Genomic DNA, 24,905 nt, shown 5'->3' on the forward strand with positions numbered 1-24,905 from the left:
AGTACCGGGACGCATTCCCGGCCGCTGTGGCCGGAGCCACACTCCGGGTATGGACAACTCCCTGCCGCCCGCCGACGAGCTGGTGCTCGTCGACCGTGAGCTGGCGCAACTCGACGCTCGTCGGGCCCAGTTGCTGGCCCGTCGCGCCTGGCTGATCCAGGTCCTGTACCGGCCGGTCGCGGCGGCGGCTCCGCTTCCCCCGCGTCCGCCGGTCGCGGACTCGACGCCCAGGAGCGCGCAGAACGTGCTCCTGACGCTCGGCGGCACCCTGCTGACGATCGCGGCGGTCGCCTTCACCCTGGTCAGCTGGGGCTCGATGGGGATCGGCGCCCGCGCGACGGTCCTGGCCGTGGTGACCGGCGCGGCGCTCGCGGCGCCGGTGGCGCTGCTGCGCAAGGGCCTGGTGTCGACGGCCGAGTCGGTGGCGGCGCTCGGTCTCGCCCTGATGGTGCTCGACGCGTACGCGCTGCACCGGGTGGCGCTGCCGGGCACGGACGGCCTGGGGTACTCGGCGGTGGCGTCGGCGGTCCTCGCGGGCGCGTGGACGGCGTACGGCTCGGCACTGTCCCGGCTGCGGATCCCGCGCCCGGTGGCCGTGGTCGCGGCGCAGCTGCCGCTTCCGCTCGGGGTGCTCGCGGCCGGCGGCGGGTCGACGGCCTTCGCGTGGGCCGCGCTCCTCACGGCGACGGCCGACGCGGCGGTCGCCCTGTGGACCCGCCCGGCCGCGATCCGGATCACGGCGGGCACGGCCGGGGCCGCCCTGGGCGGCTGGGCCCTGCTGACGGGCGGCGCGCTCTCCCTCGCCTCCCCCTGGAGCGGCGCTCCGCTCCTCCTGACGGGCGCGGCGGTGATCCTTTGCGTGGCCTGGCGCGTCCCTTCGTTCGCGACTGCGGCTTCCGCGCTCGCGGGCCTGGCCGCCCTCGCGGCCAACGGCGGCCTCCTCCGCACGGCGCTCCCCGCCGACTGGGCGATACCGGGGTACGTGCTGTGCGCGCTGGCCCTGGCCTCGGTGTGGCGCCTGCCGGACGGCACGCTCCTGCCGCGTGGGATCCGACTCGGGCTCGCCTGCGCGGGTGCCGGTGTCGTGGGGCTCGGGGTCGTGTGGGCGCTGCCGCCGGTGATGGCGGGAGCCCTCGGGCCGGTGGCCCGGACGACGGGCGTCTGGTCGGGCGAGCACACCGCGCCCGCCCTGGCCTCGTACCCGGCGACGGCCGTCCCGGTCCTGGCGGTCGCCGTCGCCGCGCTCGCGGCCCTCCCCCGGCTCTGGGCCCGGTGCGGTGCCCTCGTCCTGGCCTGGGCCCTCCTCACGGCCCTGCCGGTCGCGTTCGCGCTCCCGTACGCGGCGACGCTCGTCCTCCAGCTGCTCACGACGGCGGCGGCCCTGTGGCTCGCGGTCCGCCCGGGCCCGCTGACGCGCGGCCTGCGGGCGGCCACGGCTCCGGCCGCCCCGCCGGTCGCCGGGCCCGCGGTGCCCTGGCCCGGGTGGGCGCCCCGGCCTCCGGTGCGGGCCGCCGCGCCGGTGCCCGGGGTGGTGCTCGGGTGGGTCGCGTACGCCGGTGGTCTCGCGTCCGCCGTCGGGGCGATCGGCCTCGCTCTGGACGTCCGGGGGGCCACGTTCGCCGTGCTCGGCGTGGTGCTCGCGCTGCTGGCCGGGGTCGCGGTGCTCGGGGCGGACGGGCGGCGGGTGGTCTCCGCCACGGGGGCGGTGCTCGTGGCGACGGGGCTCGTGTGCGCCGTGGCGGCCGCCGGCGGGTTCGCGGACCAGTGGACGGCGCTCGCGCTGCTGCTCGTCCCGGCGGCGACCGCCGCCGTCGGGTCCAGGGCGCCGCGCCCGGTGGCCCTGGCGGTCGAGGTCACGGGCGGGACCGTGGGGCTGCTCGCCCTGGGGATCGCCGCGTCCCGTCCCGCGTTCCTCGCGCTCGCGCTGGCCCTCGGCGGGGTGATCGCGGCGGCGACGGCCGTGCGGCCCGAGCGGCGGCGGTTCGCCTCGTGGACGGCGGCGGCGCTGTTCCTGCTGGCCACGTGGGTGCGACTGGCGGTCTGGGACGTCACGGCCCCGGAGGCGTACACGCTCCCGGTGACGGTGCCCGCGCTGGCCGTCGGGTTCCTGCGGCGGCGCCGGGACCCGGAGGCCTCGTCCTGGACGGCGTACGGCCCCGGTCTCGCGGTGACGCTGCTGCCGGCCCTGCTGGCGGCCTGGACGGACCCGGAGTGGGCGCGGCCGCTGGCCCTGGGGGTGGCGGCGCTCGTGGTGACGCTGCTCGGCGCGCGGTTCCGGCTCCAGGCGCTGCTGGTGCTCGGCGGCGCGGTGCTCGCCCTGGACGGGCTGCACGAGCTGGCGCCGTACGTGGTGCAGGCGGTGGGCGCGCTGCCGCGCTGGCTGCCGCCGGCCCTGGCGGGGCTGCTGCTGCTCGGGGTGGGCGCCACGTACGAGCAGCGGCTGCGGGACGCCCGCAGGCTGCGGGAGCGGCTCGGGCGGATGCGGTGAGACGCCGAAGGCCCGGAGACGGAATCCGTCTCCGGGCCTTCGGGCCGGGTGGTGGGCGATACTGGGATCGAACCAGTGACCCCTTCGGTGTGAACGAAGTGCTCTCCCGCTGAGCTAATCGCCCCGGCGCACCGCAAACATTACCGCATGTCAGCGGTGGTTCCGAACCACCGGAAGGTCACTCGTCGATCTTCCACGGCATGACGAAGCCGAACTTCCAGAAGTAGACGGCGAGCACTGCCGCGACGATCACCAGTCCGATGGCGGTGAGGATGATGTTCCGGCGGCGGACCTTGGGGTCGAGGGCACGCTGGGCGGCCTCCGTGACCTTGCGCTTGGTCCAGCGGAGCACGAGCTGGGCCCAGACGAACTCGGTCGCCCAGATCGCCATGCCGGCGAAGATGACCAGCCAGCCGGGGCCGGGGAGCGGGAGCATCACCACTCCGGCGCCGACCACGGCGAGTCCCACGATGAAGACGCCGACCTGCCAGCTCAGATGCAGGCCTCGCCGGGACTTGATGAACTCCGGTGCGCGGGATCCCAGTTCGGCTTCCTGGCCGTCTGCGGACTCCCCGGCGCGCTCGTCACTCTCCGCATTCATGCCCCCAACCTACCGGACGGGAAGCCCCCACCGGAATGGCGGTATTACCGCAGGTCACACGCGTCCGTACGAGCTACCTGAACAATCACAAAACAGACAGAGGGGTTTACAACGACACCGGAGGTGGCATGTCGATTTCGCCGACGTGCGAATCCCCGAGCGCACACTGAGCGAAAGGCCCTGGCGCTTATGAACACCACGGTCAGCTGCGAGCTGCACCTGCGCCTCGTTGTGTCGAGCGAGTCATCACTGCCTGTACCCGCGGGCCTGCGGTATGACACGGCCGATCCGTATGCCGTGCACGCCACCTTCCACACCGGAGCCGAAGAGACGGTCGAGTGGGTCTTCGCCCGCGACCTTCTCGCCGAGGGGCTGCACCGGCCCACCGGCACGGGCGACGTCCGCGTCTGGCCGTCCCGCAGCCACGGTCAGGGAGTCGTCTGCATCGCGTTGAGCTCCCCCGAGGGAGAAGCCCTGCTCGAAGCCCCGGCGAGGGCCCTGGAGTCGTTCCTGAAGAGGACCGACGCCGCGGTGCCACCGGGCACCGAGCACCGGCACTTCGATCTCGACACGGAGCTCTCCCACATCCTGGCCGACAGCTGAGCCAGGCCGAGAGCCGCACGGCGCCGTCCGACTCGGGGAGACGGCGCCGCGCGGACAGTCACATAGGCACGAGATCCGGCGCTCCCACCGCGCAGCCGGCGCGGTGGCGGGCGCCGGTGGCGTTTTCCGGGGCGCGCTAAAGTCAGCGCCATTCCGCGGGCGCCCGCCCGCGGCCGGCCAGGGAGCGAATCGTGCTGATCCCCCACGACACCCGGATCGCCCTCGACACCGTCGTCGATCTGATGAACACCGCGCCCCAGGGCGAGCGGGCCGACGAGCTCGCGGACGTCCAGGAGCTCCATGCCTTCCTGGAGGCGCACGAGGTCAGCGGTGTGGGCGACCTCGGGCCCGAGGACCTGCGTGCCGTGCGCGGGGTGCGTGAGAAGTTCGCGGCGGTCTTCTCCGCCCCCGAGGCCCGGATCGCGGCCCTCCTGATCAACCAGCTGGTGGCGGGTGCGGGCACCACTCCCCAGCTCACCGACCACGACGGCTACGACTGGCACGTGCACTACTTCGCGCCGGGCGCCTCGGTGGCGGACCACCTCGCGGCCGACTGCGGCATGGCCCTCGCGTTCATCGTGGTGGCGGGTGAGCAGGAGCGGCTGCGGCGCTGCGAGGCGCCGGACTGCGGCCGGGCCTTCGTGGACCTCTCCCGCAACCGCTCGCGCCGCTACTGCGACAGCCGCACCTGCGGCAACCGCCTGCACGTGGCCGCGTACCGGGCACGCCGCAAGGAGGCCGCGGGCTGACCCGCCCCGTCACAGGACGAAGAGATCGTGCACCGCGGCCATCAGCAGCAGACAGCCGATCACCCCGAGGAAGATCATCAGCGGTGGCTGGGAGAGCGCGAACAGGCAGCCGCGCGGCTCCTCGGCGGGGGTGACGGGGGCTTCGGTGGCGGCGGGGACGGGCTCCCGCGAGGTATCCAGCATCTCGGGGGGATGATGGCGCACACCGCACCGGACGAATCCCGCAACACACCCGACCGCGGGGGCCGTTCACCCCTTCCCGTGGATCACGGAACGAGGACGGACACCGGAATCGCCAGAAGTGATCAGATTCCGTGCTTCTTCAGAATCGCCTCGATGTCGCTGAAGTCCTCGCCGGCCGGCTGACCGGCCTTCGGCTTCGCCGTCACGGCGCGCGAGGGCGCCGACGCGGCCGGGGCCATGGCTCTCTGCTCGGCTCCCCCGGCCGTCACCTCACGGCCGGCCCGGCGCCGCTCCACGGCCCGGGTGGACAGGAAGAGCAGCCAGGCGACGCCGAGGACTCCGAAGCCGGCCCAGGCCACGGGGCTGAAGGCCGTGTCGGCGACCCATTCCACCGCACCCGTCATCACCAGGCCGAGCGGCACCAGCGCGTAGGCCGCGATCCGGGCGGCGGACAGGAACTTCTTCCGGTACGCCGAAATCGCGGCGATGCCCAGGCCCGCCGCGGACACCGCGGAAAAGATGGTCTCGGCGAGCATGCGATCCTCCAGGTGCCGGGCGATACGTCCCTTCCATCCTGCACCGCCGGGCCCGGCCGGGGCCATGTCCCGAGGCCCGTCTCAGGGAGATCTCCGGGTCGTCCCGGCCGGGATCTCCTCCCCAGGTCGGGGTGAGGGAGACTGCTCGCATGAACGACTCCACCACCGCACCCTCCTCCCCCGTCGTCCTGGAGGCGTGGTTCGACCTCCAGTGCCCCGACTGCTTCCAGGCCCTCGACGACGTCCGCGCCCTCCGCGAGAAGTACGGCGACCGGCTCGACGTACAGCTGCGCCACTTCCCGCTGGCCAAGCACAAGCACGCGTATGCCGCCGCCCAGGCCGCCGAGGAGGCCTTCGAGCAGGGCAAGGGCTGGCCGTACGCGGAGGCGCTGCTCGCCAGGACCGCCGAGCTCGGCGACCGGGGCGAGCCGGTCCTCCTGGAGGCGGCGGCCGAACTGGGCCTGGACGCCGAGGAGTTCGACACCGCCCTGATCGACGGCCGGCACCTGCTGACCGTGGACGCCGACGAGGCCGAGGGCAAGGCGATCAAGGTCACCGGCACCCCGACCTACGTCATCGGCGGCGAGCGCCTGGACGGCGGCCAGAGCCAGGAGGGCCTGCGGGAGCGGATCGAGCAGATCGCCGACCGACTGCTGGCCACGACCTGACCCACCGCCGAAGCCCCCGGCCCGAGGCCCGCGGCGCCGCCGGTCCGGCCTGGGCAGCCGCCGGTCCGGCCTGGGCCGCCGCCGATCCGACCCGGGCGCCGGTCCGACCCGGGACGCCGCCGGTCCGGCCTGGGCGCCGGTCCGACCCGAGCAGCCGTCGGTCCGGCCTGGGCCGCCGCCGATCCGACCCGGGCGCCGGTCCGACCCAGGCAGCCGCCGGTCCATCCCGGTCCGACCCAGGCAACCGCCGGTCCGACCCGGGCAGCCGCCCGGGTCCTACACCAGCGGCTTCGCGCTGTTGACGAGCGTCGTGCGGTAGCCGAGCGACTCGTAGAGCCGGATCGCCGGGGTGTTGCCCGCGAACACGTGCAGTTCGATCAGGCGCTCCCCGGCCTCCAGGGCGTGCTGTTCGGCGAGCAGCATCAGGGCCCGGCCGTACCCCTTGCCGCGCTCCCCCTCGACGACCTCGACCTCGAAGACGAAGCCGGTCCCCTTTCCGGGCTCGCGCTCCAGCCGGCCCACCCACAGGTAGCCGACGACCTGCCCGTCGCGCGTGCCGACGGAGACGGTGACGCCCGGGGTCGCGAGGCCCTGCGGGAGGAAGCGGCGGCCGGACTCCTCGGCCTTGGCGAGCGCCTGCTCCTCGGGGACGCCCCGGTCGATCCAGCTCTGCGCGAAGGCGGCCCGGGACTTCGCCGACCACGTCTCGAACTCCGGCTCGGTCGCCGGCCGGTGCGCGAAGCCCTCCGGCAGCCGCGGAGGCTCGGTCGGCAGCTCCTTGACCATGTTCCGGCTGCGCTCGGTGTACCCGAGCGAGCGGGCCATCCGCAGCGCGGCCTCCGCCTCGGCGGGCACGGAGACCTGCACCTCGCCGCAGCCCCAGCCGCGGAGCACCTCCTCCGCGGCGAGCGCCGCCACCGTGCCCCGGCCGCGTCCCCGGTCGGGCGCGTCGACCAGGAGGCTTTCGATCAGGCCGGAGGAGGCGCCGAAGGCCTGGTCGGTGGCGAGGTGGACGGAGCCGACCCGGCGGCTGTTCACGCAGATGTCGAAGGTGCGGGAACGGCCGCCGTCGGCGGACTGCTGAAGCGGCTCGGTCGGCCGCAGGGTGGTGGTCATCATGGGTGTTCTACCCAGCCGAGCACCGCCCGTCATCCGGATTTACGCGAGCCCGGGGTCCCGGTCCGCGGCCGCCCGCTCGTCGAAGACCCGCATCGCCTTGGCGGTGACGGGGCCGGGCGCGCCCGGGAGCTCCCGCCCGTCGACCCGGTGCACGGCCTGGACGTCGCGCAGGGTCGAGGTCAGGAAGATCTCGTCGGCGCTCTCCAGGACGTCCAGCGGCAGGTCGGTCTCCTCGGCGCCGGTCCACTCCACGGCGAGCGCGCGCGTGATGCCCGCGAGGCAGCCGGAGGAGACGGGCGGGGTGAGGATCCTGCCGCCGACCACGACGAAGACGTTGGAGCCGGTGCCCTCGCAGAGCTGCCCCACGGTGTTGGCGAAGAGCGCCTCGGAGGCCCCCTGCTCGCGCGCCCTGGCGAGGGCGACGACGTTCTCGGCGTACGAGGTGGTCTTGAGGCCGGTGAGGGCGCCGCGCTCGTTGCGGGTCCAGGGGACGGTGATCACGGCGGTGGAGTCGGGGCGTCGGCTCGTCTCGCCGAGGGCGACGACCAGGCTCGTCCCGGCGTCGCCGCGCTCGGAGCCGAGCGGGGAGAGGCCGCCGGTGTACGTGATGCGGAGCCGCCCGAGCTCCATCGGGTTCGCCTCCAGGACGGCGGCGCAGGCGCGGCGGACCTCGTCGAGGTCCGGGTCGGGCAGGCCGAGGCCGCGGGCGGAGCGGGTGAGCCGCTCCAGGTGGAGGGTGAGAGCAAACGTTTCGCCGCGCTCGGCCTTCACCGTCTCGAAGATGCCGTCGCCGACGGTCAGTCCGTGGTCCAGTACGGAGACCCGGGCGGTCTCCGCGTCGTGCAGCCCGCCGTTGACCCAGAGTTTCATCGAGAAGTGGCCTTTCCGCTCGCCGCAATGGCGCCTGACTCGTAGGCGCCCGACGCTATCGCGACCAGCCGGTCCGCCTTCAGCTCGGTCTCCTCCCACTCGCGCTCCGGGTCGGAGCCCCAGGTGATCCCGGCGCCCGTGCCGAAGCGGAGCACGCCCTCGGGGCGGTCGATCCAGAAGGTGCGTATGCCGACGGCCAGCTCGGCGGTGCCCGCGTCGGCGTCGACCCAGCCGATGCCTCCGCAGTACGGGCCCCGGGGCGCGGTCTCCAGGGCCTCGATGATCCGCAGCGCGCTGGACTTGGGCGCGCCGGTGACGGAGCCGGGCGGGAAGGTGGCGGCGAGCAGCTCGGGCCAGCCGGCGTCCTCGCGCAGGACGCCGGTGACCGTGGAGACGAGGTGGACGAGGCCGGGGTGCTCCTCGACGGCGCAGAGCTCGGGGACGGCGACGGTGCCGGTCTCGCTGACGCGGCCCAGGTCGTTGCGGACCAGGTCGACGATCATCACGTTCTCCGCGTGGTCCTTGGGGAGGAGGTCGGCGGCGGTGCGGCCGGTCCCCTTGATGGGCCCCGAGGAGATCAGGGTCCCCTCCCTGCGCAAATACAGCTCGGGAGAGGCGGTGGCGATCTCCACGCCGTGCGCGGGCAGGCGGATCGTCCCGGCGTACGGGGCGGGGTTGCCCCGGGCGAGGAGCGCGGTGAGGGCGTCGACGTCGGCGGCGGCCGGGTCCGGCAGCGGCGCGGTCAGCACCCGGCAGAGGTTCGCCTGGTAGACCTCGCCGCGCGCGATGTGCTCGCGCACGCGCCGTACGCCCGCGACGTACGCGGTGCGGTCGAGCGAGGACGTCCAGTCACCGGCGGCGGGTCCGCGCCAGGCGCCCGGGACGGGCAGGGGGACCGGGTCGGGCCGGACATCCCCGAAACGCGCGCAGGTGAGGCGCCCTTCGAAGTCCGCGCAGACGGCCCAGAAGCCTGCGGAGTCCAGTGCCTCGGGATCGTGGGTGACGTCCCGGAGGTCGGTCGCGACGAGGCCGCCGAAGCGGGCCAGAGGAGCAAGGTCGTACACGCATCGAGTCTAGGTCGGGTGCGGAAGGGGTGTGAGGGGCGCGAGGGGCGGGGTCTCCCCGCGACCCCGGGGACACGGCGAGTGAACGCCACGCGAACGCTCCGGGAGGCCCGGCCGGGCACCGGGAAGGGCGTGCAGGTCAGCACGCTGCGGAAACGCGTTTTTGTACTGGCCCAGGAATCCGCTAGAGTTCAACACGTCGCCGGGACGCGCAAGCGAAACGGAAACGACAAGCGGACGTGGCTCAGTTGGTAGAGCATCACCTTGCCAAGGTGAGGGTCGCGAGTTCGAATCTCGTCGTCCGCTCGATGTGGGGGATCTTCCCGAACCCCCGTTATCACTCCTGGTGGAGTGGCCGAGAGGCGAGGCAACGGCCTGCAAAGCCGTCTACACGGGTTCAAATCCCGTCTCCACCTCCAAGGACGATTAGCTCAGCGGGAGAGCGCTTCCCTGACACGGAAGAGGTCACTGGTTCAATCCCAGTATCGTCCACTGGATCTCCGGATCCCGGATCCTCGGATCCCCCGCGCGATTAGCTCAGCGGGAGAGCGCTTCCCTGACACGGAAGAGGTCACTGGTTCAATCCCAGTATCGCGCACCACACTTCACGCACCCCTCGGGTGCACCCGCGCGATTAGCTCAGCGGGAGAGCGCTTCCCTGACACGGAAGAGGTCACTGGTTCAATCCCAGTATCGCGCACGCAGTACAGGCACCCTTCGGGTGCACCCGCGCGATTAGCTCAGCGGGAGAGCGCTTCCCTGACACGGAAGAGGTCACTGGTTCAATCCCAGTATCGCGCACCACCAGGAAGCCCCCGGTCGCAGCTCGCGGCCGGGGGCTTCTTCGTGCCCCGGTTTCGTGATCCCGGTTTCGTGCCCCGGCAGGACCGGGGCACGGTCGGTCAGGAGGAGAAGAGCAGCCGACCGAAGCCGCCCTTGTGGTGGTGGCCGCCGTGGTGACCACCGTGGTGGCCGCCGTGGTGCGGGGCGCCCCAGGCCGGCGCGGCGGGCTGCACCGGGTAGGCCGGCGGGGCGGGCGGGGCCTGCTGGACCCACTGGGCCTCCAGGCGGGTCAGCGCCTCCAGCTCGCCGTAGTCCAGGAATATGCCCCGGCAACCGCTGCACTGCTCGATCTGGACACCGTTGCGGTTGTACGTGTGCATGGCCGCATGGCACTTGGGACACTGCATGCTGGGCTCAACTCCCTGACATCGCCGTTCGAATGGTGCTTCACCTTACGTGGACGCCGGAAGGACCTACCCGGTTCGCCGCCCGGCGATGCGGGCACAGGTGTCGATCATCACGTCCTCCACCTCGTCGAGCGGCCGGCGCTCGGCCGTGGACTTGGCGAGGGCCAGGGCGGCGGTCTGGACCGTCAGGGCCCGCGCGGGCACGTCGAGCCGCTCCCACGGGTCCGCGCCCACGGCGGGGCCGCCCGCCTCCTGGTACGCCCCGAGGAAACGGGACCAGATCCCGGGCGGCAGGAGCCCGGCGGCGAACCACGCGGCGGGCCGGGCCAGATCCCAGGCGGGGTCGCCCAGGCCCAGGTCGTCGATGTCGATGAGCCGCCAGGGCGCGTGGGTCCCCTCGCGGGGAGCCCTGACCAGCTGGCCCAGGTGGAAGTCGCCGTGGCAGAGGAACCGGTACGCCGCGGGGGCCTCCGGGACCGTCCGCCAGGCCTCCAGGACGGTGGCCGTCGCCGGGTGGTCCGGAGCCGCGCGGCGCATCCGGTCCACGGCGAGCGCCGCCTTCACGGGGGCCCGCATCTCCGGGAGGCGACCGGCACGGCCGGGCGGGGGCGGGGTCCGGTGCAGCAGGGCGAGGAGCCGCGCCGCGTCCTCCCACGGTGCGGCGTCGGGGTCCTCCGGGTCCACGGGCGGGCCGTACGGCCAGACGGTCACCGGGCGGCCGTCGAGCTCCTGGGGGCCGGACCGCAGCAGCGGGAGGGGCGGCAGGAAGACGCCCCCGACGTCCTGGTGCGCGGCCAGCGCGAGCCGCGCGCGATGGGCCTCCGGGTCGGTGCCGGGCGCATGCGCCTTGGCGACCAGTCCCCCGTGCCGTACGACGGTCCCGTCGGCCCGGTCGGCCAGCACCCCGACCAGACCGCTCGCGCAGCGGCAGGGCGCTTCCGCCTCGTGGGCCGCCGCGCGGGCGAGGGCCGCGAGGCGGTCGAGCGGGCCTTCGGGAGAGGAAAGCGGCGGGGTGGGTGTCCGGGGTGCTGAGTCCACTCCCGGAGGGTACGGGGTGCCCGGCTCGCTCCTGGAGCCGTACGGGGTATCTGGTTCGCTCCCGGAGCTGTACGGGGTGCCCAGCTCGCTCTCGAAGCCGTACGGGGTATCTGGTTCGCTCCCGAAGCCGTACGGGGTGCCCGGCTCGCTCCCGGAGCCGTACTGACCGTCCCCGGCGCCGGGCCCGGCGGTCAGGGAATGCGCGAGGGCCGGTCAGCTCCCCAGCTGACCGGCCCCACGCTGCCGTCCGCCGCACCCCCGTCCCCACGGGGTTGATGGCCGGATGTCCCGACCCGGGCCGCTCTCCCGGGTCCGGGGCGCCTCTCAGCGCCCCAGCATCACGCCCACGGACGACGCCTGTGTGACCACCGCGTCCCAGCCGCCGAAGACGACCACGAGCAGGGCCGCGAGAGGGAGGACCATGGCCGTGGCCACCAGGGGGTGACGGCGGCTCGAAGGCCGGGGGGTCGTCCGGTGCGCCGTGTAGGCCATGGTTCCTCTCCTGTCGCGTCTGTAGCGGCGGGTGCGTGACCTCGGGGGACGAGTGCCGCACCCGCCGCTTGACCTCAACACTAGGGAGCGGGAAGGCCCGGGACGTCATGCCCGCGTACCGACTTCCGGGCCTCCCGGAGGATGACGCCCGCCCCTGCGGCGTACTCCCCTGGGTGGAGACGGACGCCCGGAACCCTGGGTCTTCCCTGAGGGACGGCCCGGAGAGGGCGTGGCGGCGTGACGTAGCTCACCTCCCTGGGTGCCGTACGGGCGGGCATCGTCCCGGCGGCCCCGGGACCCGCCCTCCGGGCTGCCCGGCCGCGTCGGAACCGCTCGTCAAGTGGGTTTCCGGGGGCGGGGGTTGGGGGTCGGATCCGTTGCCTCCGGTCCCCCGGTGTCCCCCTCAGTACTGACAATCGATCCCGGTGCGAGGGCGCGGCCTATGAGCGCGTACGGGCGCCACTACGTAAGCTGTGCCACGTCGAACGGACGAGGGGACGGACATGGCGATGATGCGGCTCCGACGCGAGGATCCGCGGATCGTCGGGTCGTTCCGACTCCACCGCAGGCTGGGGGCCGGCGGGATGGGCGTCGTGTACCTGGGGTCCGACCGGCGCGGCCAGCGGGTCGCGCTGAAGGTGATCCGGCCCGATCTGGCCGAGGACCAGGAGTTCCGCTCGCGGTTCGCGCGCGAGGTGTCCGCCGCGCGGCGGATCCGGGGCGGCTGCACCGCGCGGCTCGTCGCCGCCGACCTGGAGGCCGACCGTCCCTGGTTCGCCACCCAGTACGTGCCCGGCCCCTCGCTGCACGACCGGGTCGCCGAGGAGGGCGCGCTGCGCGCCGCCGACGTGGCCTCGATCGGGGCGGCGCTCTCGGAGGGCCTGGTGGCCGTCCACGAGGCCGGTGTGGTCCATCGCGACCTCAAGCCCTCGAACATCCTGCTGTCGCCCAAGGGGCCCCGGATCATCGACTTCGGGATCGCCTGGGCGACCGGGGCCAGCACCTTGACCCATGTCGGCACCGCCGTCGGATCGCCCGGCTTCCTCGCGCCCGAGCAGGTGCGTGGCGCCGCCGTGACCCCGGCCACCGACGTCTTCTCGCTCGGCGCCACCCTGGCGTACGCGGCGATGGCCGACTCCCCCTTCGGGCACGGCAGTTCCGAGGTCATGCTCTACCGCGTCGTGCACGAGGAGCCGCAGCTCCACGGGGTTCCGGACGCGCTCGCGCCGTTGATCCGGGCCTGCCTCGCGAAGGACCCCGAGGACCGTCCCAGCACGCTCCAGCTGTCGATGCGGCTCAAGGAGATCGCGGCGCGCGAGGCCCAGGGGCTGCCGGTCTCCCGGCCGCCCGTGCAGCGGGAGCGGGCCGAGGAGCGCAACACCGTCCGGCCCACCGAGCGGTACACCGAGCGGGACGTTCCCGGCCGTGCCCCGGAGCGGGCCTCCGAGCGCGGTGGGGAGCGGGGGCGTGGGCCCGGTCCCTCGTCGCGGCCCTCGGCCGGGCCCAGGACCGGTGGTTCGCGGGGACCGCAGTCCCAGTCCCGGGCCGGGACCCGGCCCGGCGCCCGCTCCACGTCGACGGGCCGCCGCCCCGCCAATCCCCGGCTGCTGCGGCAGCGGCTCTTCGTCTTCGTGGTCGTGACCCTGGTGGTGGCCCTGGGCATCGCCGCCGCGCAGGCCCTCCAGGGGTAATCCCGGAGGGGGCGGTGCCGTAGGGGCTAGGGCTGCAAGGGCTAGGGCCGTACGGGCTCAGGACTCCGGGCGGCCCGTCGCCACCGCGTAGAACGCGACGGCCGCCGCCGCGCCCACGTTGAGCGAGTCGACGCCGTGGGCCATCGGGATGCGGACCCACTCGTCGGCGGCGCGCAGGGCCTGCGTGGACAGTCCGTCGCCCTCCGCGCCGAGCATCAGCGCCACCCGGTCCAGGCGGTGCGGGGCGGCCTCGTCGATCGAGGTCGCCTTCTCCGCCGGGGTGAGCGCCAGGAGCTTGAAGCCCGCCTCCCGTACCGTCTCCAGGCCTCGGGGCCAGGAGTCCAGGCGGGCGTACGGGACGGAGAACACCGCGCCCATCGAGACCTTCACCGAGCGGCGGTACAGCGGGTCCGCGCAGTCCGGGGACAGCAGGACCGCGTCCATGCCGAGGGCGGCGGCGGAGCGGAAGATGGCGCCGATGTTCGTGTGGTCGTTCACCGACTCCATGATCACCACGCGGCGGGCGCCCGCCAGGAGCTCGCCCGCCTCCGGGAGCGGCTTGCGCTGCATGGAGGCGAGGGCCCCGCGGTGCACGTGGTAGCCGGTGACGCGTTCCGCCAGGTCCGGCTGGATCGCGTACACCGGTGCCGGGACCTCGTCGATGACGTCGCGCATGACGTCGACCCACTTGGCGGAGAGCAGCATCGACCGCATCTCGTACCCGGCCTGCTTCGCGCGGCGGATGACCTTCTCGCCCTCCGCGATGAACAGGCCCTCGGCCGGCTCGCGCCTGCGGCGGAGCTCGACGTCGGTCAGGCCGGTGTAGTCGCGCAGGCGCGGGTCGTCGGGGTCGTCGATCGTGATGAGTTCGGCCACGAGGTGATACTGCCTTGTCCGGGGTGTGGTGCCAATGCGTGGGGCGGGGCGGGCCCGCCGCGCGTGGGGTGGGGTGGTGTTACTTCGTCGGCTTGTCGGGACCCTCGGTGACCACGTCGCCGATGACGATGACCGCCGGCGGGCGGACCTCCTGCGCCTTGACGGTCTCCGCGACCGTCGCCAGCGTGGCGTCCACGCGGCGCTGGGCCGCCGTCGTGCCTTCCTGGACCAGGGCCAGGGGGGTGTCGGGGCTCTTGCCGTGGGCGATGAGCGCCTCGGCGATCTTGCCGATCTTGTCCACGCCCATGAGGATCACCAGGGTTCCCGTGAGCTTGGCGAGGGACGCCCAGTCCACGAGGGAGCGCGGGTCGTCCGGCGCCACGTGGCCGCTGACCACCGTGAACTCGTGGGCCACCCCGCGGTGCGTCACCGGGATGCCGGCCGCCCCGGGGACCGAGATCGAGCTGGAGATGCCCGGGACCACCGTGCAGGCGATGCCCTCGGCCGCGAGTGCCTGGGCCTCCTCCATGCCGCGGCCGAAGACGAACGGGTCGCCGCCCTTGAGGCGGACGACCGACTTGCCCGCCTTCGCGTGCTCGATCAGTGCGTTGTTGATGGCCTCCTGGGCCATGAAGCGGCCGTACGGGATCTTCGCCGCGTCGATCACCTCGACGTGCGGCGGCAGCTCGTCCAGGAGGTCGCGGGGGCCGAGCCGGTCCGCGATGACCACGTCCGCCTCCGCGAGCAGCCGACGGCCCCGGACGGTGATCAGGTCCGGGTCGCCGGGGCCGCCGCCCACCAGGGCGACGAAGGGGGTGCGGGAGCGGTGCGCCGGTGCGGCGATCGAGCCGTCGCGGAGGCCCTCGACGATCGCGTCCCGTACGGCGGCGGAGCGGCGGGGGTCGTGGCCCGTGAGCACGGCCACCGTGACGCCCGCGTCACGGCCGGTCGCCGGGGTCCAGGCCGTGGCGGCTTCGGCGTCGTCCGCTCGTACGCACCAGGTTCGGGTGCGTTCGGCCTCGGCCGATGCCTCGGCGTTCGCCTTCGCGTCCGTGGTGGCCACCAGCACGTACCAGGCGTCGGCGAGGTCGCCTGCTTCGTACCGCCGCTTGATCCAGGTGATCTCGCCCGTCTCCGCCATCGCGTCCACGGACGGGGTCGCGGAGGGGGAGATCAGGGTGATCTCCGCGCCCGCGGCGATCAGGGCCGGGAGGCGGCGCTGGGCGACCTGGCCTCCGCCGAGGACGACGACGCGGCGGCCGGCGAGGCGCAGGCCGACGGGGTAGGCGGGGTGCTCGGCGTTCTCTGCCATGTCTGCCATGGGTGAGCGGCTCCTCGGAGAGCGTGCGGTGGTGCGGTGCGGGCGAGGGTGCCGCTGCGGCGGTGGAGCGGCTTGTACACCGTCACGATAGCTGTGACCTGGGGGTTGCCGGGTGTGACGGATGTCCCCCGGCCGGTGCGTTCGGGTCGTGGGGGACGCTCCGGAACCGGGTTCGGGACTGCATGATTTACGGCGCCTGCGGGGTCGGCGGATGCCTGGCGTTTCTTACGCGCCACAAATCACGCTTTACGTCCCGAACCCGGTTCCTGCGCGTCCCCCACTCCCGTGGGTGGGTCGGGGGACGCGCTGATGTGCTACTTCTCGGTGACTCCCGCCGAGTCGAACGTGGCCACCTCGTGCATCGCGCGTGCCGCGCTCTGGACCAGGGGGAGGGCCAGGAGGGCGCCCGTGCCTTCGCCGAGGCGGAGGTCGAGGTCGACCAGCGGGCGCAGGCCCAGCTTGTTGAGGGCGGCCACGTGGCCCGGCTCGGCGCTGCGGTGGCCCGCGATGCATGCCGCGAGGGACTCCGGGGCGATGGCGCGGGCGACGAGGGCCGCCGCGCCTGTGGAGACGCCGTCGAGGATGACCGGGGTGCGGAGCGAGGCCGCGCCCAGGATCAGGCCCACGAGGGCCGCGTGCTCCAGGCCGCCGACCGCCGACAGGACGCCGATCGGGTCCGCCGGGTCCGGCTTGTGCAGGTCGAGGGCGCGGCGGACGACGTCCACCTTGCGGGCGTGCGTCTCGTCGTTGATGCCGGTGCCCCGGCCCGTGACCTCGGCCGCGTCCACCCCGGTGTAGACCGAGATCAGTGCCGCCGATGCCGTGGTGTTCGCGATGCCCATCTCGCCCGTGAGGAGGGCCTTGTTGCCCGCCGCCACGAGGTCGCGGGCCGTTTCGATGCCCACCTCGATCGCGGCCAGGACCTCTTCGCGGGTCATCGCCGGGCCCGTGGTGAAGTCGGCCGTGCCCGGGCGGACCTTGCGGGGCAGGAGGCCCGGCGTGGCCGGGAGTTCGGCCGCCACGCCCACGTCGATGACGCAGACCTCGGCGCCGACCTGGTTCGCGAAGGCGTTGCAGACCGCTCCCCCGCCGAGGAAGTTGGCCACCATCTGGCCCGTGACCTCCTGCGGCCACGGGGTGACGCCCTGGGCGTGGACGCCGTGGTCGCCGGCGAAGATCGCCACGGCGGCCGGCTCCGGGATCGGGGGCGGGCAGACCCGGGAGAGGCCCGAGAGCTGGGCCGAGATGATCTCCAGCATCCCCAGGGCCCCGGCGGGCTTCGTCATGCGCTTCTGGCGTTCCCACGCCTCGCCGAGCGCCTTCGCGTCCAGCGGGCGGATGTTCGCCACGGTCTCCTGGAGGAGGTCGTGCGGCTCCTCGCCGGGCAGCGCGCGGCGGCCGTACGTCTCCTCGTGGACGACCCAGGCCAGCGGGCGGCGCTTGGACCAGCCCGCCTGCATCAGCTCGGGCTCGTCCGGGAACTCGTCGACGTAACCCACGCAGAGGTACGCGACCACTTCGAGGTGCTCGGGGAGGCCGAGGGTACGGACCATCTCGCGCTCGTCGAAGAAGCTGACCCAGCCGACGCCGAGGCCCTCGGCACGGGCCGCCAGCCAGAGGTTCTCGACGGCGAGCGCCGAGGAGTACGGGGCCATCTGCGGCTGCGTGTAGCGGCCGAGCGTGTGGCGGCCGCCCCGGGTGGGGTCGGCGGTCACGACGATGTTCACCGGGGTGTCGAGGATGGCCTCGATCTTCAGTTCCTTGAACTGCTTCGCCCGGGCCTTCGGCAGCGACTTGGCGTAGGCCTCGCGCTGACGCTGCGCCAGCTCGTGCATCGTCTGCCGGGTCTCGGCCGAGCGGATGACGACGAAGTCCCACGGCTGCGAGTGGCCCACGCTGGGCGCGGTGTGTGCCGCCTCCAGGACGCGGAGCAGCACCTCGTGCGGGATCGGGTCGCTGCGGAAGCCGTTGCGGATGTCGCGGCGCTCGCGCATCACGCGGAGCACCGCCTCGCGCTCGGCGTCGTCGTAGCCGGGGGCCGGAGCGGATTCCGGGGCCTGGGATTCGGGCGCCGGCTCGGATTCCTGCGTCTCGGATCCAGGGGCCTGCGGCTCGGGGGCCGACTCGGATTCCGGAGCCTGCGGTTCGAGGGCCGAGTCCGGTTCCGGGGCCGGCGCGGATTCCGGCGCCTCGGATTCGGGCGCCTCGGATTCGGGCGCCTCGGATTCGGGCGCCTCCGTGACGGGCGCCTCGGTGACGGGCGCCTGCGCGTCGGTGGTCTCGGTGGCGGGAGCCTGGGTTTCCGGCTGCGCCTCGACCGGGGCCTCGGTGGCGGCCTGGACCTCCGGCTCGGGGGCCGGCTCGACCGGGGCCTCGGCGACGGCGGGGGCCTCGACGGCCACGGCCTCCACCGGCGCCTCGGCCGGGAGTTCCACGGGGGCCTCGACGGGCGCGGGCTCCGTGAGGGCCTCGGGCTGCGGCTCCGCGACGGCCTCCGCCGTCTCGGGGGCGGTCTCGGCCGGGACCTCGGCGGGCACGGCTTCGGTGAGCTCGGCCTCGACGGGCTGCGCCGGGGCGGGCTCCTCCACGGGCTGCGCGGCCTCGGGGGCCGGCTCGGCCGGGACCTCGGCGGCGGGCTCGGCCGCCTGCGGCTCGGCCTCCGGGGCCGGCGCGGCCGTCTCGGCGGCGGGCTCGGCCTCGCGCGGGGCGGGGATCGTCTCCTCGGGGGCCGGGGCGGCCTCCGGGGCCGGCTCCTGGACGGCCTCGGGCGTCGTCTGCGGCTCGGCGGGTTCCGGTGCCTCGGGGGCCTCCGCCGCCGGGACCGGGGCCAGGTGCGGGGTCGTCGGGACGGAGCCCTCGACCTGGACGAACTGGCCCTGCGGCGGGACGACCGTTTCTGCGGGTGCCTGCGGTGCGACGGGCTCCTGCGGCTGCGCGACCCACGGCTCGGCGCCCTGCGGGGCGAGCTGCTGGTCCTGCGCGATCTCGAAGTACTCGGGGCCGGTGGTCGGCGGGCCCGGGTTCCGCGCCGGGATCGGGGCGGGGGCCGTGGCCACGACCGGCTCGGGCGCAGGCTCGGGCGCCGGGGCGGGCTGCGGGGCCGGGGCGGGCGCGGCGGCGGCCGGGCCCCGGTCGGCGAGGGAGAGCACGACGCCGCCGGTGGCGTCGGGCACCGGCGGGCCCATGTGAAGCGGGCGCCGGGGCTGCTGCGGGGCCTGGGCCTGGGCGGGCGGGGGCACGCGGACGCCGCCGAGGTCGACGGAGCCGGTGTCGCGGCCGGCCGCCTCGTGGGCACCGGTGTCGAGGATGCCGGGCTCGTAGCCGTGCTCGGTGAGGACCGGCTCCTGCGGGGCCGCGGGGACGCCGTGCGCCGGGGTGCCGAAGGGCACGCCCTGCGGCGGGGTGTGGCCCTGAGGGGCGGTCAGCACGTCGGCGAGCGCGACCCCGTCGGGGAGCGGGCCCGTGAGCGGGTCCGGCAGCGGGTCGGTGAGCGGGTCGCCCATCGGGGCCGGGGCCTCCGGGGCGGCCTCGTGCGGCATGCCCTGGTTCGGGACGGCCGGCGGCGGCACCGCGACCGGAGGCGCGGGCACGAAGCCCGGCGGGTGCTCGCTCCAGGCGCCCTGGGCGCCCGGCATCAGCAGGATGTCGTCGTCCTCGGTGTGCTCGGAGGGGTCCAGGAAGGTGTACGCGCCCGGAGCGGGGATGCCCGGCTGCTCCACCATGCCTGCGTTCTCCGGCAGCCCCTCGCCCGGGACCTGGCCGGTGTCCGTCATGCGTACCCCTCGCCCATCGCTTGTGTTCCTTCAGACCTGCGCCCGTCGACAAGAACGAGCGCGCGCGCCGCGCGGCACGAAGCACGCGCGAACACCCACACATTGTCGCGGCCCTCGGCCATCGTGGCAGGAAGATTCGCCACGGTGCGCTGTGGACTGCGCCACGTCGCGCCGTCCCCCTTGTCGCGTACCACGTGGGGGACGCAAAGCGGCCACCCATTCGGGACATTGACGAACAGACCGCCGAACATCCCGGTGCGGTACAACAATCGGCCAGCCTACCCTGCCCCGGTGGGGCGGCCGGGTCACGGGGCGCGGTCGATCCTGCGTCCGGACAGCAGGAACACGACCGAACGCTCGCGTTCCGTCCAGTCGGCGGGGTCGAGTCCGACGGTCTGGAGGAGGAGGCTCTCGACGGCGTAGCCGCCGTCGGCGAGGGCGGCGCCGATCGCCTCGGCCTCGTCGCGGGTGGAGGCGTGGGCGACGATCCGCTCCGGGCGCCGGTCGGTGCAGGCGGTGACGACGGGGACGCCGCCGGCCGCGATCCGTACGACGTCGGGTTCGGGCAGGCTCTCCAGGACGTGCGGGGCGCGGCCCGGGACGGCCTGGAGGGGCACTCCGTGGCGGCGCGCGGCCCGCTCGGTGCGGGCGCAGGCGGCCGGGTCGGCGTCCACGGCGATGACGGCGGCGCCGAAGCGGGCGGCCTCGACGGAGAAGGCGCCGCCCGCGCAGCCGATGTCCCAGACGAGGTCGCCGGTGCGGGGCCCGAGACGGGCCAGTTGGGCGGCCCGGAGGGCGGGGTCCGCGCCCGCGCCGGTGTGCGCCGGTCCGGTTCCGGGGCCTTCGCCCTCGGAGTCGTACTCCTCGGTGGGCAGGCCCCAGCCGCGGACCGTCCGTGCGGCCGGGTCCTGGCCCGTCAGCCAGGGGGCGGTGGGGACACCGCCGGTCGCTCCGCCGATGACGAGGACGACGTTCGGGTCGCGCCAGCTGTGGTCGGCGGCCTTGTCTGAGGTGAGGACGGAGACCTGTTCGCGGTCGGTGCCGAGCTCCTCGCAGACGACGAAGGTGCGGTGGACGCCTTCGAGGAGGAGGGCGAGTTCGGCGGGTCCGGCGCCCGGCGAGGTGAGGACGGCGACCTTGGGGTGGGCGCGGCAGACGTTGACGGCGCGGCGCAGGGTGCGCTGGTGGGCGACGACGATCCGGGCGTCCTCCCAGGGCATTCCGGCCCGTGCGAAGGCGGCGGCGACGGAGGAGACGGCGGGGACGACCTCGACCTCGAGGCCGTGCTCGGGGGCGCGCAGGGTGCGGACGACGCCGAAGAAGCCGGGGTCGCCGTCGGCGAGGACGACGGCGGTGCCGCGGTGTCCCGCGATGCGGCGGGCGGCGAGGTCGACGCTGCCGAGGCGGATGCGTTCGGCGCCGGGCGGCACCTCGGGCAGCGCCAGGTGGTGGGCGGCGCCGGCCACGAGGGTGGCGGCGGAGAGCGCGGAGCGGGCCGCCGCGGTGAGGGGCGAGCCGTCCCAGCCGATCACCGTGACGCGGTCGGCCATCGTGGTCTGTCTCCCTGTGGTGTTGTCGCAGGTCGGGGGCGTGCCGAGCGTACCCCGGGATCGTCGCGGGGGCTCAGCTCCAGTCGGTGTACGAGGAGTAGCCGGCCTCGGCCATCTGGTCGGCGACGCCGTCGAGGTCCTCGGGGAGGAGGCCCCAGACGATGAAGTCGGTGCGCAGTTCGGTCCAGGCGCCGTCCTCGGTGCGGGTGCGGGCTATGCAGGCGTTGCGCAGGACGCCCTCGCTGATGCAGCCGATCTTCTGGGCGACCTGCTGGGAGGCGGTGTTGTCGGCGGCGGTGCGCAGTTCCAGGCGTTCGAACTTCTGGTCGCCGAAGAGCCACTGGGCGGTGGCGAGGGCGGCTTCGGAGGCGTAGCCCTCGCCGCGGGCCCAGGGGGCGATGATGTACGACATCTCGGTGGAGCGGACCCGCCAGTCGGTGTTGCTCAGCTGGACGATGCCGACGAGGCGCTGGGTGAGGAACTCGGTGACGGCGAGGTCGAGGCCCCGGCCGGCGCCGCGTTCGGTGGGGGCGTACTCGGTGATCCAGCCGCGGGCGGCTTCCTCGGTGTAGGGCTGGGGCACGGCCGTCCAGGCGGCGACCATCTCGTCGTTCATCATCTCGGCGAGGGCGGGGGCGTCCGCCTCTTCGAGCGCGCGCAGCACCAGCCGGTCCGTGTTGATGGAGATGTCCGGAAAGGTGGTAGTCATGCTCAGCTCCATGCCGTGGACCGTCCGAATCGACCGTGAACGCACAGCATGCAGCATGCGGGCGCGGTGCGCATGGCCGGGTGGGATGTCGGGCGGGGGTGTGGCGAAGGCCCCGCGCACCGGACGGGGTGCGGGGGCCTTCTGCTCAAGGACTGTACGGGGGAACCGGTCTGACGGTCCCTCGGGTGCCGGACCTTACTTCGCGGCGCCGAAGGCCGGGATGACCGAGCCCTTGTAGGTGTCCTCGATGTACTTCTTCACCTCGGGCGAGTTGAGGAGCTTGGCGAGCTTCTGCACGCGGGCGTCCTTCTCGTTGCCGGCCTTGACGGCGAGGAAGTTGGCGTACGGGTTGCCCTCCGACTTCTCCAGGACGAGGGCGTCCTTCGCCGGGGAGAGCTTGGCCTCGATGGCGTAGTTGCCGTTGATGACGGCGGCGTCCACGTCGTTCAGGGCGCGGGGCACGGTGGCGGCCTCCAGCTCCTTGAACTCCAGGCCCTTCTTGTCGGTGATGTCGGAGAGCTTGGCGTCGGTGCCGACGCCGTCCTTGAGGGTGATGAGGCCGTTCTCGGCGAGGAGGTGGAGCGCGCGGCCCTCGTTGGTGGTGTCGTTGGGGACGGCGACGGTCTGGCCGGCCTTGATGTCCTTCACCGACTTGAGGCTCTTGGAGTAGAGACCCAGCGGCTCCAGGTGGACGTTGACCACCGGGACGATGTGGGTGCCGTTCTTCTTGTTGAAGTCGTCGAGGTACGGCTTGTGCTGGAAGAAGTTGGCGTCGACCTGGCCGGTCTCGGTGGCGGTGTTCGGCAGGACGTAGTCCGTGAACTCCTTCACCTCCAGCTTCAGGCCGGCCTTCGCGGCCAGGTTGTCCTTGACGAAGTTGAGGATGTCGGCGTGCGGCGTCGGGGACGCGGCGACGACGAGGGGCTTGTCGGCGGCGCCGGCCGAGTCCTTGGTGGAGGACGGGTCCGAGGAGGTGCCGCAGGCGGTGAGGCCGAGGGCCAGGGCTGCGGTGGCGGCGATACCGGCGGTGAGCTTGATGTTCTTGCGCACGAAGAGTGCCTCTTTCCGGTGGAGCGGTGGACGCCTGGACAACAAGTCCGGGCTGTTCTTCGAAGGACGAAGTCCTGGGAGGGGGTTACGCGGTGCGGCCCCGGCGGGCGAGGAGTCGGACGACTCCGTCGCCGATGAGCTGGACGATGGTCACGACGGCGACCAGGACGACGACGGTGACCAGCATGAACGTGGTGTCGAAGCGCTGGTATCCGTAGGTGACGGCCTTGGAGCCGAGGCCTTCGCCGCCGACCGCGCCGGCCATCGCCGAGTACCCGATGAGCACGATCACGGTGGTGGTGACGGCGGAGACGAGGGACGGCAGGGCCTGCGGGAGCAGGACCTTGCGGACGATGGTGGGGATGCCGCCGCCCATGGCCTGGACGGCTTCGACGAGTCCGTGGTCGACCTCGCGGATCGCGGTCTCGACGAGGCGCGCGAAGAAGGGGATGGCGCCGATGGCGAGCGGCACGATCATCGCGGTCGGGCCGATGAAGGTGCCGACGACGAAGGTCGTGAAGGGGATCAGGGCGATCAGCAGGATGATGAACGGCAGCGAACGACCGATGTTCACGATCGCACCGACGACCTTGTTCACCGGCCGGTTCTGCACCAGTCCGCCCTTGTCCGTGAGGACGAGGAGGATGCCGAGCGGCAGGCCGCCGACGATGGTGACGACGGTGGCCCACAGGACCATGTAGAGGGTGTCGACGGTGCCCTGCTCCAGGAGGGGCTGCATCTCCGACCAGGTCACTTGGCACCTTCCTTCACCAGCACGTGCGCGGTGTCCGCGACGGGCTCTTCGTCTTCCACGAGTTCGACCTGGAGGCCCTGCTCGCGCAGGAAGCCGACCGGGACGACGTTCTCCTCGTACCGTCCGGGCAGTTCGATCCGCATCCGGCCGATCTGCTTCCCGCCGACGGTGTCCATCGCCGCCCCGAGGATCGAGATGTCGATGTTGTACGTGCGGGAGAGCTGGGAGATCACCGGCTGGGTCGCGGCCTCGCCGTGGAAGGTGACGTCGACGACCGTGCGGTCGGGGCCCGTGGGGGCGCCGCCGACCGGGAACAGTTCGGCCGCCAGCTGGGAGCCGGGGGTGGCGAGCAGTTCGCCGACGGTGCCGGACTCGACGACGCGGCCGTGCTGCATGAGGGCGGCGGAGTCGCAGATCGTCTTGACGACGTCCATCTCGTGCGTGATGAGCAGGACGGTGAGGCCGAGCTGCTGGTTGAGGTCGCGCAGGAGCTGGAGGATGGAGCGGGTGGTCTCCGGGTCGAGGGCGCTGGTGGCCTCGTCGGAGAGCAGGACCTTGGGGTTGCCGGCGAGGGCGCGGGCGATGCCGACGCGCTGCTTCTGACCGCCGGAGAGCTGGCCGGGGTAGGACTTCGCCTTGTCGGCGAGGCCGACGAGGTCGAGGAGTTCCAGGGCGCGGCGGGAGCGCTCGGTGCCGGAGACGCCGAGGATCTCCAGGGGGAGTTCGATGTTGTCCTTCACCGTGCGGGAGGACAGCAGGTTGAAGTGCTGGAAGACCATGCCGATGCTGCTGCGCGCCCGGCGCAGGTCCTTCCCGGCGCGGCGGCTCTTTCCGGCGAGGGCGGTGAGGTCGACGCCGTCGACGGTCACCGTGCCGGAGGTGGGGCGCTCCAGGAGGTTGACGCAGCGGATGAGCGAGGACTTGCCGGCGCCGCTCTGGCCGATCACGCCGAACACCTCGCCCTCGCGGACGTGGAGGTCGACGCCGTCCAGAGCGGTGACCTGCCGGCCGCGCGACTCGTAGACCTTGGTCAGGCCCGAAGTGGTGATCACAGGGGTTTCCGTCACTGTCGAGTGCGCGACGCGGGGTCCGTCGTGCACGGGGCATTCGTCATTTCGGACAGTCAGGCGCACGGGGAGGCTGCTCCGGCTGGTGGCCGGGCGGCAGCGGTGCGCGGGGCAGGCACGGTCCGCGCCGGATGGCGGTCGGATCGGCTCGGCCGTCGGGGTCTCGCTTCGGGGCGCGAGGCTCAGGCGGGGGCCCTCAGAAGGCGCACATTCGACACATACAACGAGCACCGGGCGTCGTGGTCGCCTCGGTCGCAAGGGTGCGGCTGCTCGTCGTGGTCATGTCTGCAAGTTAAACATGCGCAGCTGCGAAGGGAAGGGGGCTGTCCGAATAGCGGACGTCGTTGAGACGCCATGCGGACGCGGTGGGGGCGGCGATCGGCGCGCCTTTCCGTGTGTGGCCTGGAGGGACGCGCCTTCGGGTCCGGGCCCGGCGGGGAGGGTGGTCCGGTACGGGATGTGGCCAAGGCCACGCGGGCGACGGGCTCCCGGAGAGGTGGGGGGTGAGCGCAT

At 73.6% G+C, this 24,905-nt stretch carries 23 protein-coding genes and 7 tRNA genes; 12 read left to right on the forward strand and 18 right to left on the reverse strand.

Annotated elements, in window-relative coordinates:
- The first annotated feature begins 49 nt into the window (after positions 1-49).
- Positions 50-2,488: an SCO7613 C-terminal domain-containing membrane protein gene (locus ACH4TP_RS25650; protein WP_398439255.1), complete on the forward strand. Its 2,439-nt coding sequence runs from the start codon at positions 50-52 to the stop codon at positions 2,486-2,488.
- Positions 2,489-2,537: 49 nt separating this feature from the next.
- Here ACH4TP_RS25650 and ACH4TP_RS25655 read toward each other — a convergent pair.
- A tRNA-Val gene (locus ACH4TP_RS25655) sits at positions 2,538-2,612 on the reverse strand.
- A gap of 54 nt (positions 2,613-2,666) precedes the next feature.
- Positions 2,667-3,089: a TIGR02611 family protein gene (locus ACH4TP_RS25660; RefSeq protein WP_389228099.1), complete on the reverse strand. Its 423-nt coding sequence runs from the start codon at positions 3,087-3,089 to the stop codon at positions 2,667-2,669.
- A 189-nt stretch (positions 3,090-3,278) separates the two neighbouring features.
- Here ACH4TP_RS25660 and ACH4TP_RS25665 point away from each other — a divergent pair, with 189 nt between their 5' ends.
- Together ACH4TP_RS25665 and ACH4TP_RS25670 are read left to right on the forward strand one after the other, a co-directional pair.
- A complete protein-coding gene (locus ACH4TP_RS25665) occupies positions 3,279-3,692 on the forward strand; it encodes an SsgA family sporulation/cell division regulator (RefSeq protein ID WP_015032345.1) in 414 nt (137 codons plus the stop codon).
- 191 nt (positions 3,693-3,883) lie between these two features.
- A complete protein-coding gene (locus ACH4TP_RS25670; RefSeq protein WP_389228102.1) occupies positions 3,884-4,441 on the forward strand; it encodes a CGNR zinc finger domain-containing protein in 558 nt (185 codons plus the stop codon).
- A gap of 9 nt (positions 4,442-4,450) precedes the next feature.
- Here the strand turns inward: ACH4TP_RS25670 and ACH4TP_RS25675 are convergent, their stop codons facing one another.
- On the reverse strand, positions 4,451-4,624 hold the full coding sequence (locus tag ACH4TP_RS25675; protein WP_389228105.1) for a hypothetical protein: 174 nt from the start codon (positions 4,622-4,624) through the stop codon (positions 4,451-4,453).
- A gap of 122 nt (positions 4,625-4,746) precedes the next feature.
- On the reverse strand, positions 4,747-5,160 hold the full coding sequence (locus tag ACH4TP_RS25680; RefSeq protein ID WP_398439256.1) for a hypothetical protein: 414 nt from the start codon (positions 5,158-5,160) through the stop codon (positions 4,747-4,749).
- A gap of 149 nt (positions 5,161-5,309) precedes the next feature.
- Here ACH4TP_RS25680 and ACH4TP_RS25685 point away from each other — a divergent pair, with 149 nt between their 5' ends.
- Positions 5,310-5,828: a DsbA family protein gene (locus ACH4TP_RS25685; RefSeq protein ID WP_389228111.1), complete on the forward strand. Its 519-nt coding sequence runs from the start codon at positions 5,310-5,312 to the stop codon at positions 5,826-5,828.
- A 276-nt stretch (positions 5,829-6,104) separates the two neighbouring features.
- Here ACH4TP_RS25685 and ACH4TP_RS25690 read toward each other — a convergent pair whose 3' ends face one another.
- Genes ACH4TP_RS25690 through ACH4TP_RS25700 form a run of 3 tightly spaced genes read right to left on the reverse strand, consistent with a single transcriptional unit; the run spans position 6,105 to position 8,881 of the window.
- Complete coding sequence (locus ACH4TP_RS25690; RefSeq protein ID WP_398439371.1) at positions 6,105-6,944, reverse strand: GNAT family N-acetyltransferase; 840 nt, start codon at positions 6,942-6,944, stop codon at positions 6,105-6,107.
- Positions 6,945-6,986: 42 nt separating this feature from the next.
- A complete protein-coding gene (locus ACH4TP_RS25695; RefSeq protein WP_398439257.1) occupies positions 6,987-7,817 on the reverse strand; it encodes an aminotransferase class IV in 831 nt (276 codons plus the stop codon).
- Positions 7,814-8,881: a chorismate-binding protein gene (locus tag ACH4TP_RS25700; RefSeq protein WP_398186488.1), complete on the reverse strand. Its 1,068-nt coding sequence runs from the start codon at positions 8,879-8,881 to the stop codon at positions 7,814-7,816. Before ACH4TP_RS25700 ends, ACH4TP_RS25695 begins: the two co-directional genes overlap by 4 nt.
- Before the next feature lie 233 nt (positions 8,882-9,114).
- Here ACH4TP_RS25700 and ACH4TP_RS25705 point away from each other — a divergent pair.
- The 6 genes from ACH4TP_RS25705 (at position 9,115) to ACH4TP_RS25730 (ending at position 9,685) form a co-directional block, all read left to right on the forward strand.
- A tRNA-Gly gene (locus ACH4TP_RS25705) sits at positions 9,115-9,187 on the forward strand.
- Between the two features lie 39 nt (positions 9,188-9,226).
- Positions 9,227-9,300: transfer RNA gene (locus ACH4TP_RS25710), tRNA-Cys, on the forward strand.
- Between the two features lies 1 nt (position 9,301).
- Positions 9,302-9,373, forward strand: a tRNA-Val gene (locus ACH4TP_RS25715).
- 34 nt (positions 9,374-9,407) lie between these two features.
- Positions 9,408-9,482: transfer RNA gene (locus ACH4TP_RS25720), tRNA-Val, on the forward strand.
- 27 nt (positions 9,483-9,509) lie between these two features.
- A tRNA-Val gene (locus ACH4TP_RS25725) sits at positions 9,510-9,581 on the forward strand.
- Between the two features lie 29 nt (positions 9,582-9,610).
- A tRNA-Val gene (locus tag ACH4TP_RS25730) sits at positions 9,611-9,685 on the forward strand.
- A 98-nt stretch (positions 9,686-9,783) separates the two neighbouring features.
- On the opposite strand, the gene ACH4TP_RS25735 is transcribed toward ACH4TP_RS25730, so the two are convergent.
- Together ACH4TP_RS25735 and ACH4TP_RS25740 are read right to left on the reverse strand one after the other, a co-directional pair.
- The gene (locus ACH4TP_RS25735; RefSeq protein WP_389228120.1) at positions 9,784-10,071 is read right to left on the reverse strand and encodes a zf-TFIIB domain-containing protein; all 288 of its coding nucleotides are present in this window, start codon (positions 10,069-10,071) and stop codon (positions 9,784-9,786) included.
- A gap of 66 nt (positions 10,072-10,137) precedes the next feature.
- Entirely contained in the window at positions 10,138-11,109 is a 972-nt protein-coding gene (locus ACH4TP_RS25740) for a phosphotransferase family protein (protein WP_398439259.1), read from the reverse strand.
- Between the two features lie 16 nt (positions 11,110-11,125).
- Between ACH4TP_RS25740 and ACH4TP_RS25745 the strand changes: the two genes are divergently transcribed.
- The gene (locus tag ACH4TP_RS25745) at positions 11,126-11,275 is read left to right on the forward strand and encodes a hypothetical protein (RefSeq protein WP_398439260.1); all 150 of its coding nucleotides are present in this window, start codon (positions 11,126-11,128) and stop codon (positions 11,273-11,275) included.
- 158 nt (positions 11,276-11,433) lie between these two features.
- Here ACH4TP_RS25745 and ACH4TP_RS25750 read toward each other — a convergent pair whose 3' ends face one another.
- Entirely contained in the window at positions 11,434-11,601 is a 168-nt protein-coding gene (locus ACH4TP_RS25750; RefSeq protein ID WP_389228129.1) for a hypothetical protein, read from the reverse strand.
- 503 nt (positions 11,602-12,104) lie between these two features.
- On the opposite strand from ACH4TP_RS25750, the gene ACH4TP_RS25755 reads away from it, so the two are divergent.
- A complete protein-coding gene (locus ACH4TP_RS25755) occupies positions 12,105-13,292 on the forward strand; it encodes a serine/threonine-protein kinase (RefSeq protein ID WP_398186479.1) in 1,188 nt (395 codons plus the stop codon).
- A gap of 57 nt (positions 13,293-13,349) precedes the next feature.
- Here the strand turns inward: ACH4TP_RS25755 and ACH4TP_RS25760 are convergent, their stop codons facing one another.
- The 8 genes from ACH4TP_RS25760 to ACH4TP_RS25795 all read right to left on the reverse strand — a co-directional run bounded on the left by ACH4TP_RS25760 (position 13,350) and on the right by ACH4TP_RS25795 (position 24,377).
- On the reverse strand, positions 13,350-14,168 hold the full coding sequence (locus ACH4TP_RS25760; protein ID WP_389228134.1) for a TrmH family RNA methyltransferase: 819 nt from the start codon (positions 14,166-14,168) through the stop codon (positions 13,350-13,352).
- Positions 14,169-14,247: 79 nt separating this feature from the next.
- Positions 14,248-15,480 carry a uroporphyrinogen-III C-methyltransferase gene (gene cobA, locus ACH4TP_RS25765; RefSeq protein WP_398439372.1) on the reverse strand — a complete coding sequence of 411 codons (1,233 nt, stop codon included), beginning with the start codon at positions 15,478-15,480 and terminating at the stop codon, positions 14,248-14,250.
- Between the two features lie 323 nt (positions 15,481-15,803).
- Positions 15,804-19,262, reverse strand: coding sequence for a nicotinate-nucleotide--dimethylbenzimidazole phosphoribosyltransferase (gene cobT, locus ACH4TP_RS25770; RefSeq protein WP_398439261.1), 3,459 nt, complete (start codon positions 19,260-19,262; stop codon positions 15,804-15,806).
- Between the two features lie 305 nt (positions 19,263-19,567).
- Positions 19,568-20,812, reverse strand: coding sequence for a precorrin-6y C5,15-methyltransferase (decarboxylating) subunit CbiE (cbiE, locus tag ACH4TP_RS25775; RefSeq protein ID WP_398186471.1), 1,245 nt, complete (start codon positions 20,810-20,812; stop codon positions 19,568-19,570).
- Between the two features lie 73 nt (positions 20,813-20,885).
- Positions 20,886-21,521 (reverse strand): GNAT family N-acetyltransferase, encoded by a 636-nt coding sequence (locus ACH4TP_RS25780; protein WP_389228143.1) that lies wholly within the window; start codon positions 21,519-21,521, stop codon positions 20,886-20,888.
- A gap of 195 nt (positions 21,522-21,716) precedes the next feature.
- The gene (locus tag ACH4TP_RS25785; protein ID WP_398186467.1) at positions 21,717-22,571 is read right to left on the reverse strand and encodes a MetQ/NlpA family ABC transporter substrate-binding protein; all 855 of its coding nucleotides are present in this window, start codon (positions 22,569-22,571) and stop codon (positions 21,717-21,719) included.
- 85 nt (positions 22,572-22,656) lie between these two features.
- Positions 22,657-23,325, reverse strand: coding sequence for a methionine ABC transporter permease (locus ACH4TP_RS25790; RefSeq protein WP_398439262.1), 669 nt, complete (start codon positions 23,323-23,325; stop codon positions 22,657-22,659).
- Positions 23,322-24,377: a methionine ABC transporter ATP-binding protein gene (locus tag ACH4TP_RS25795; RefSeq protein WP_389228152.1), complete on the reverse strand. Its 1,056-nt coding sequence runs from the start codon at positions 24,375-24,377 to the stop codon at positions 23,322-23,324. The genes ACH4TP_RS25790 and ACH4TP_RS25795 overlap by 4 nt, the downstream gene beginning before the upstream one ends.
- Between the last annotated feature and the right edge of the window lie 528 nt (positions 24,378-24,905).

Origin of the sequence: Streptomyces sp. NPDC021012 (genome assembly GCF_044333355.1) — a bacterium.
Taxonomy (GTDB): Bacteria; Actinomycetota; Actinomycetes; order Streptomycetales; family Streptomycetaceae; genus Streptomyces.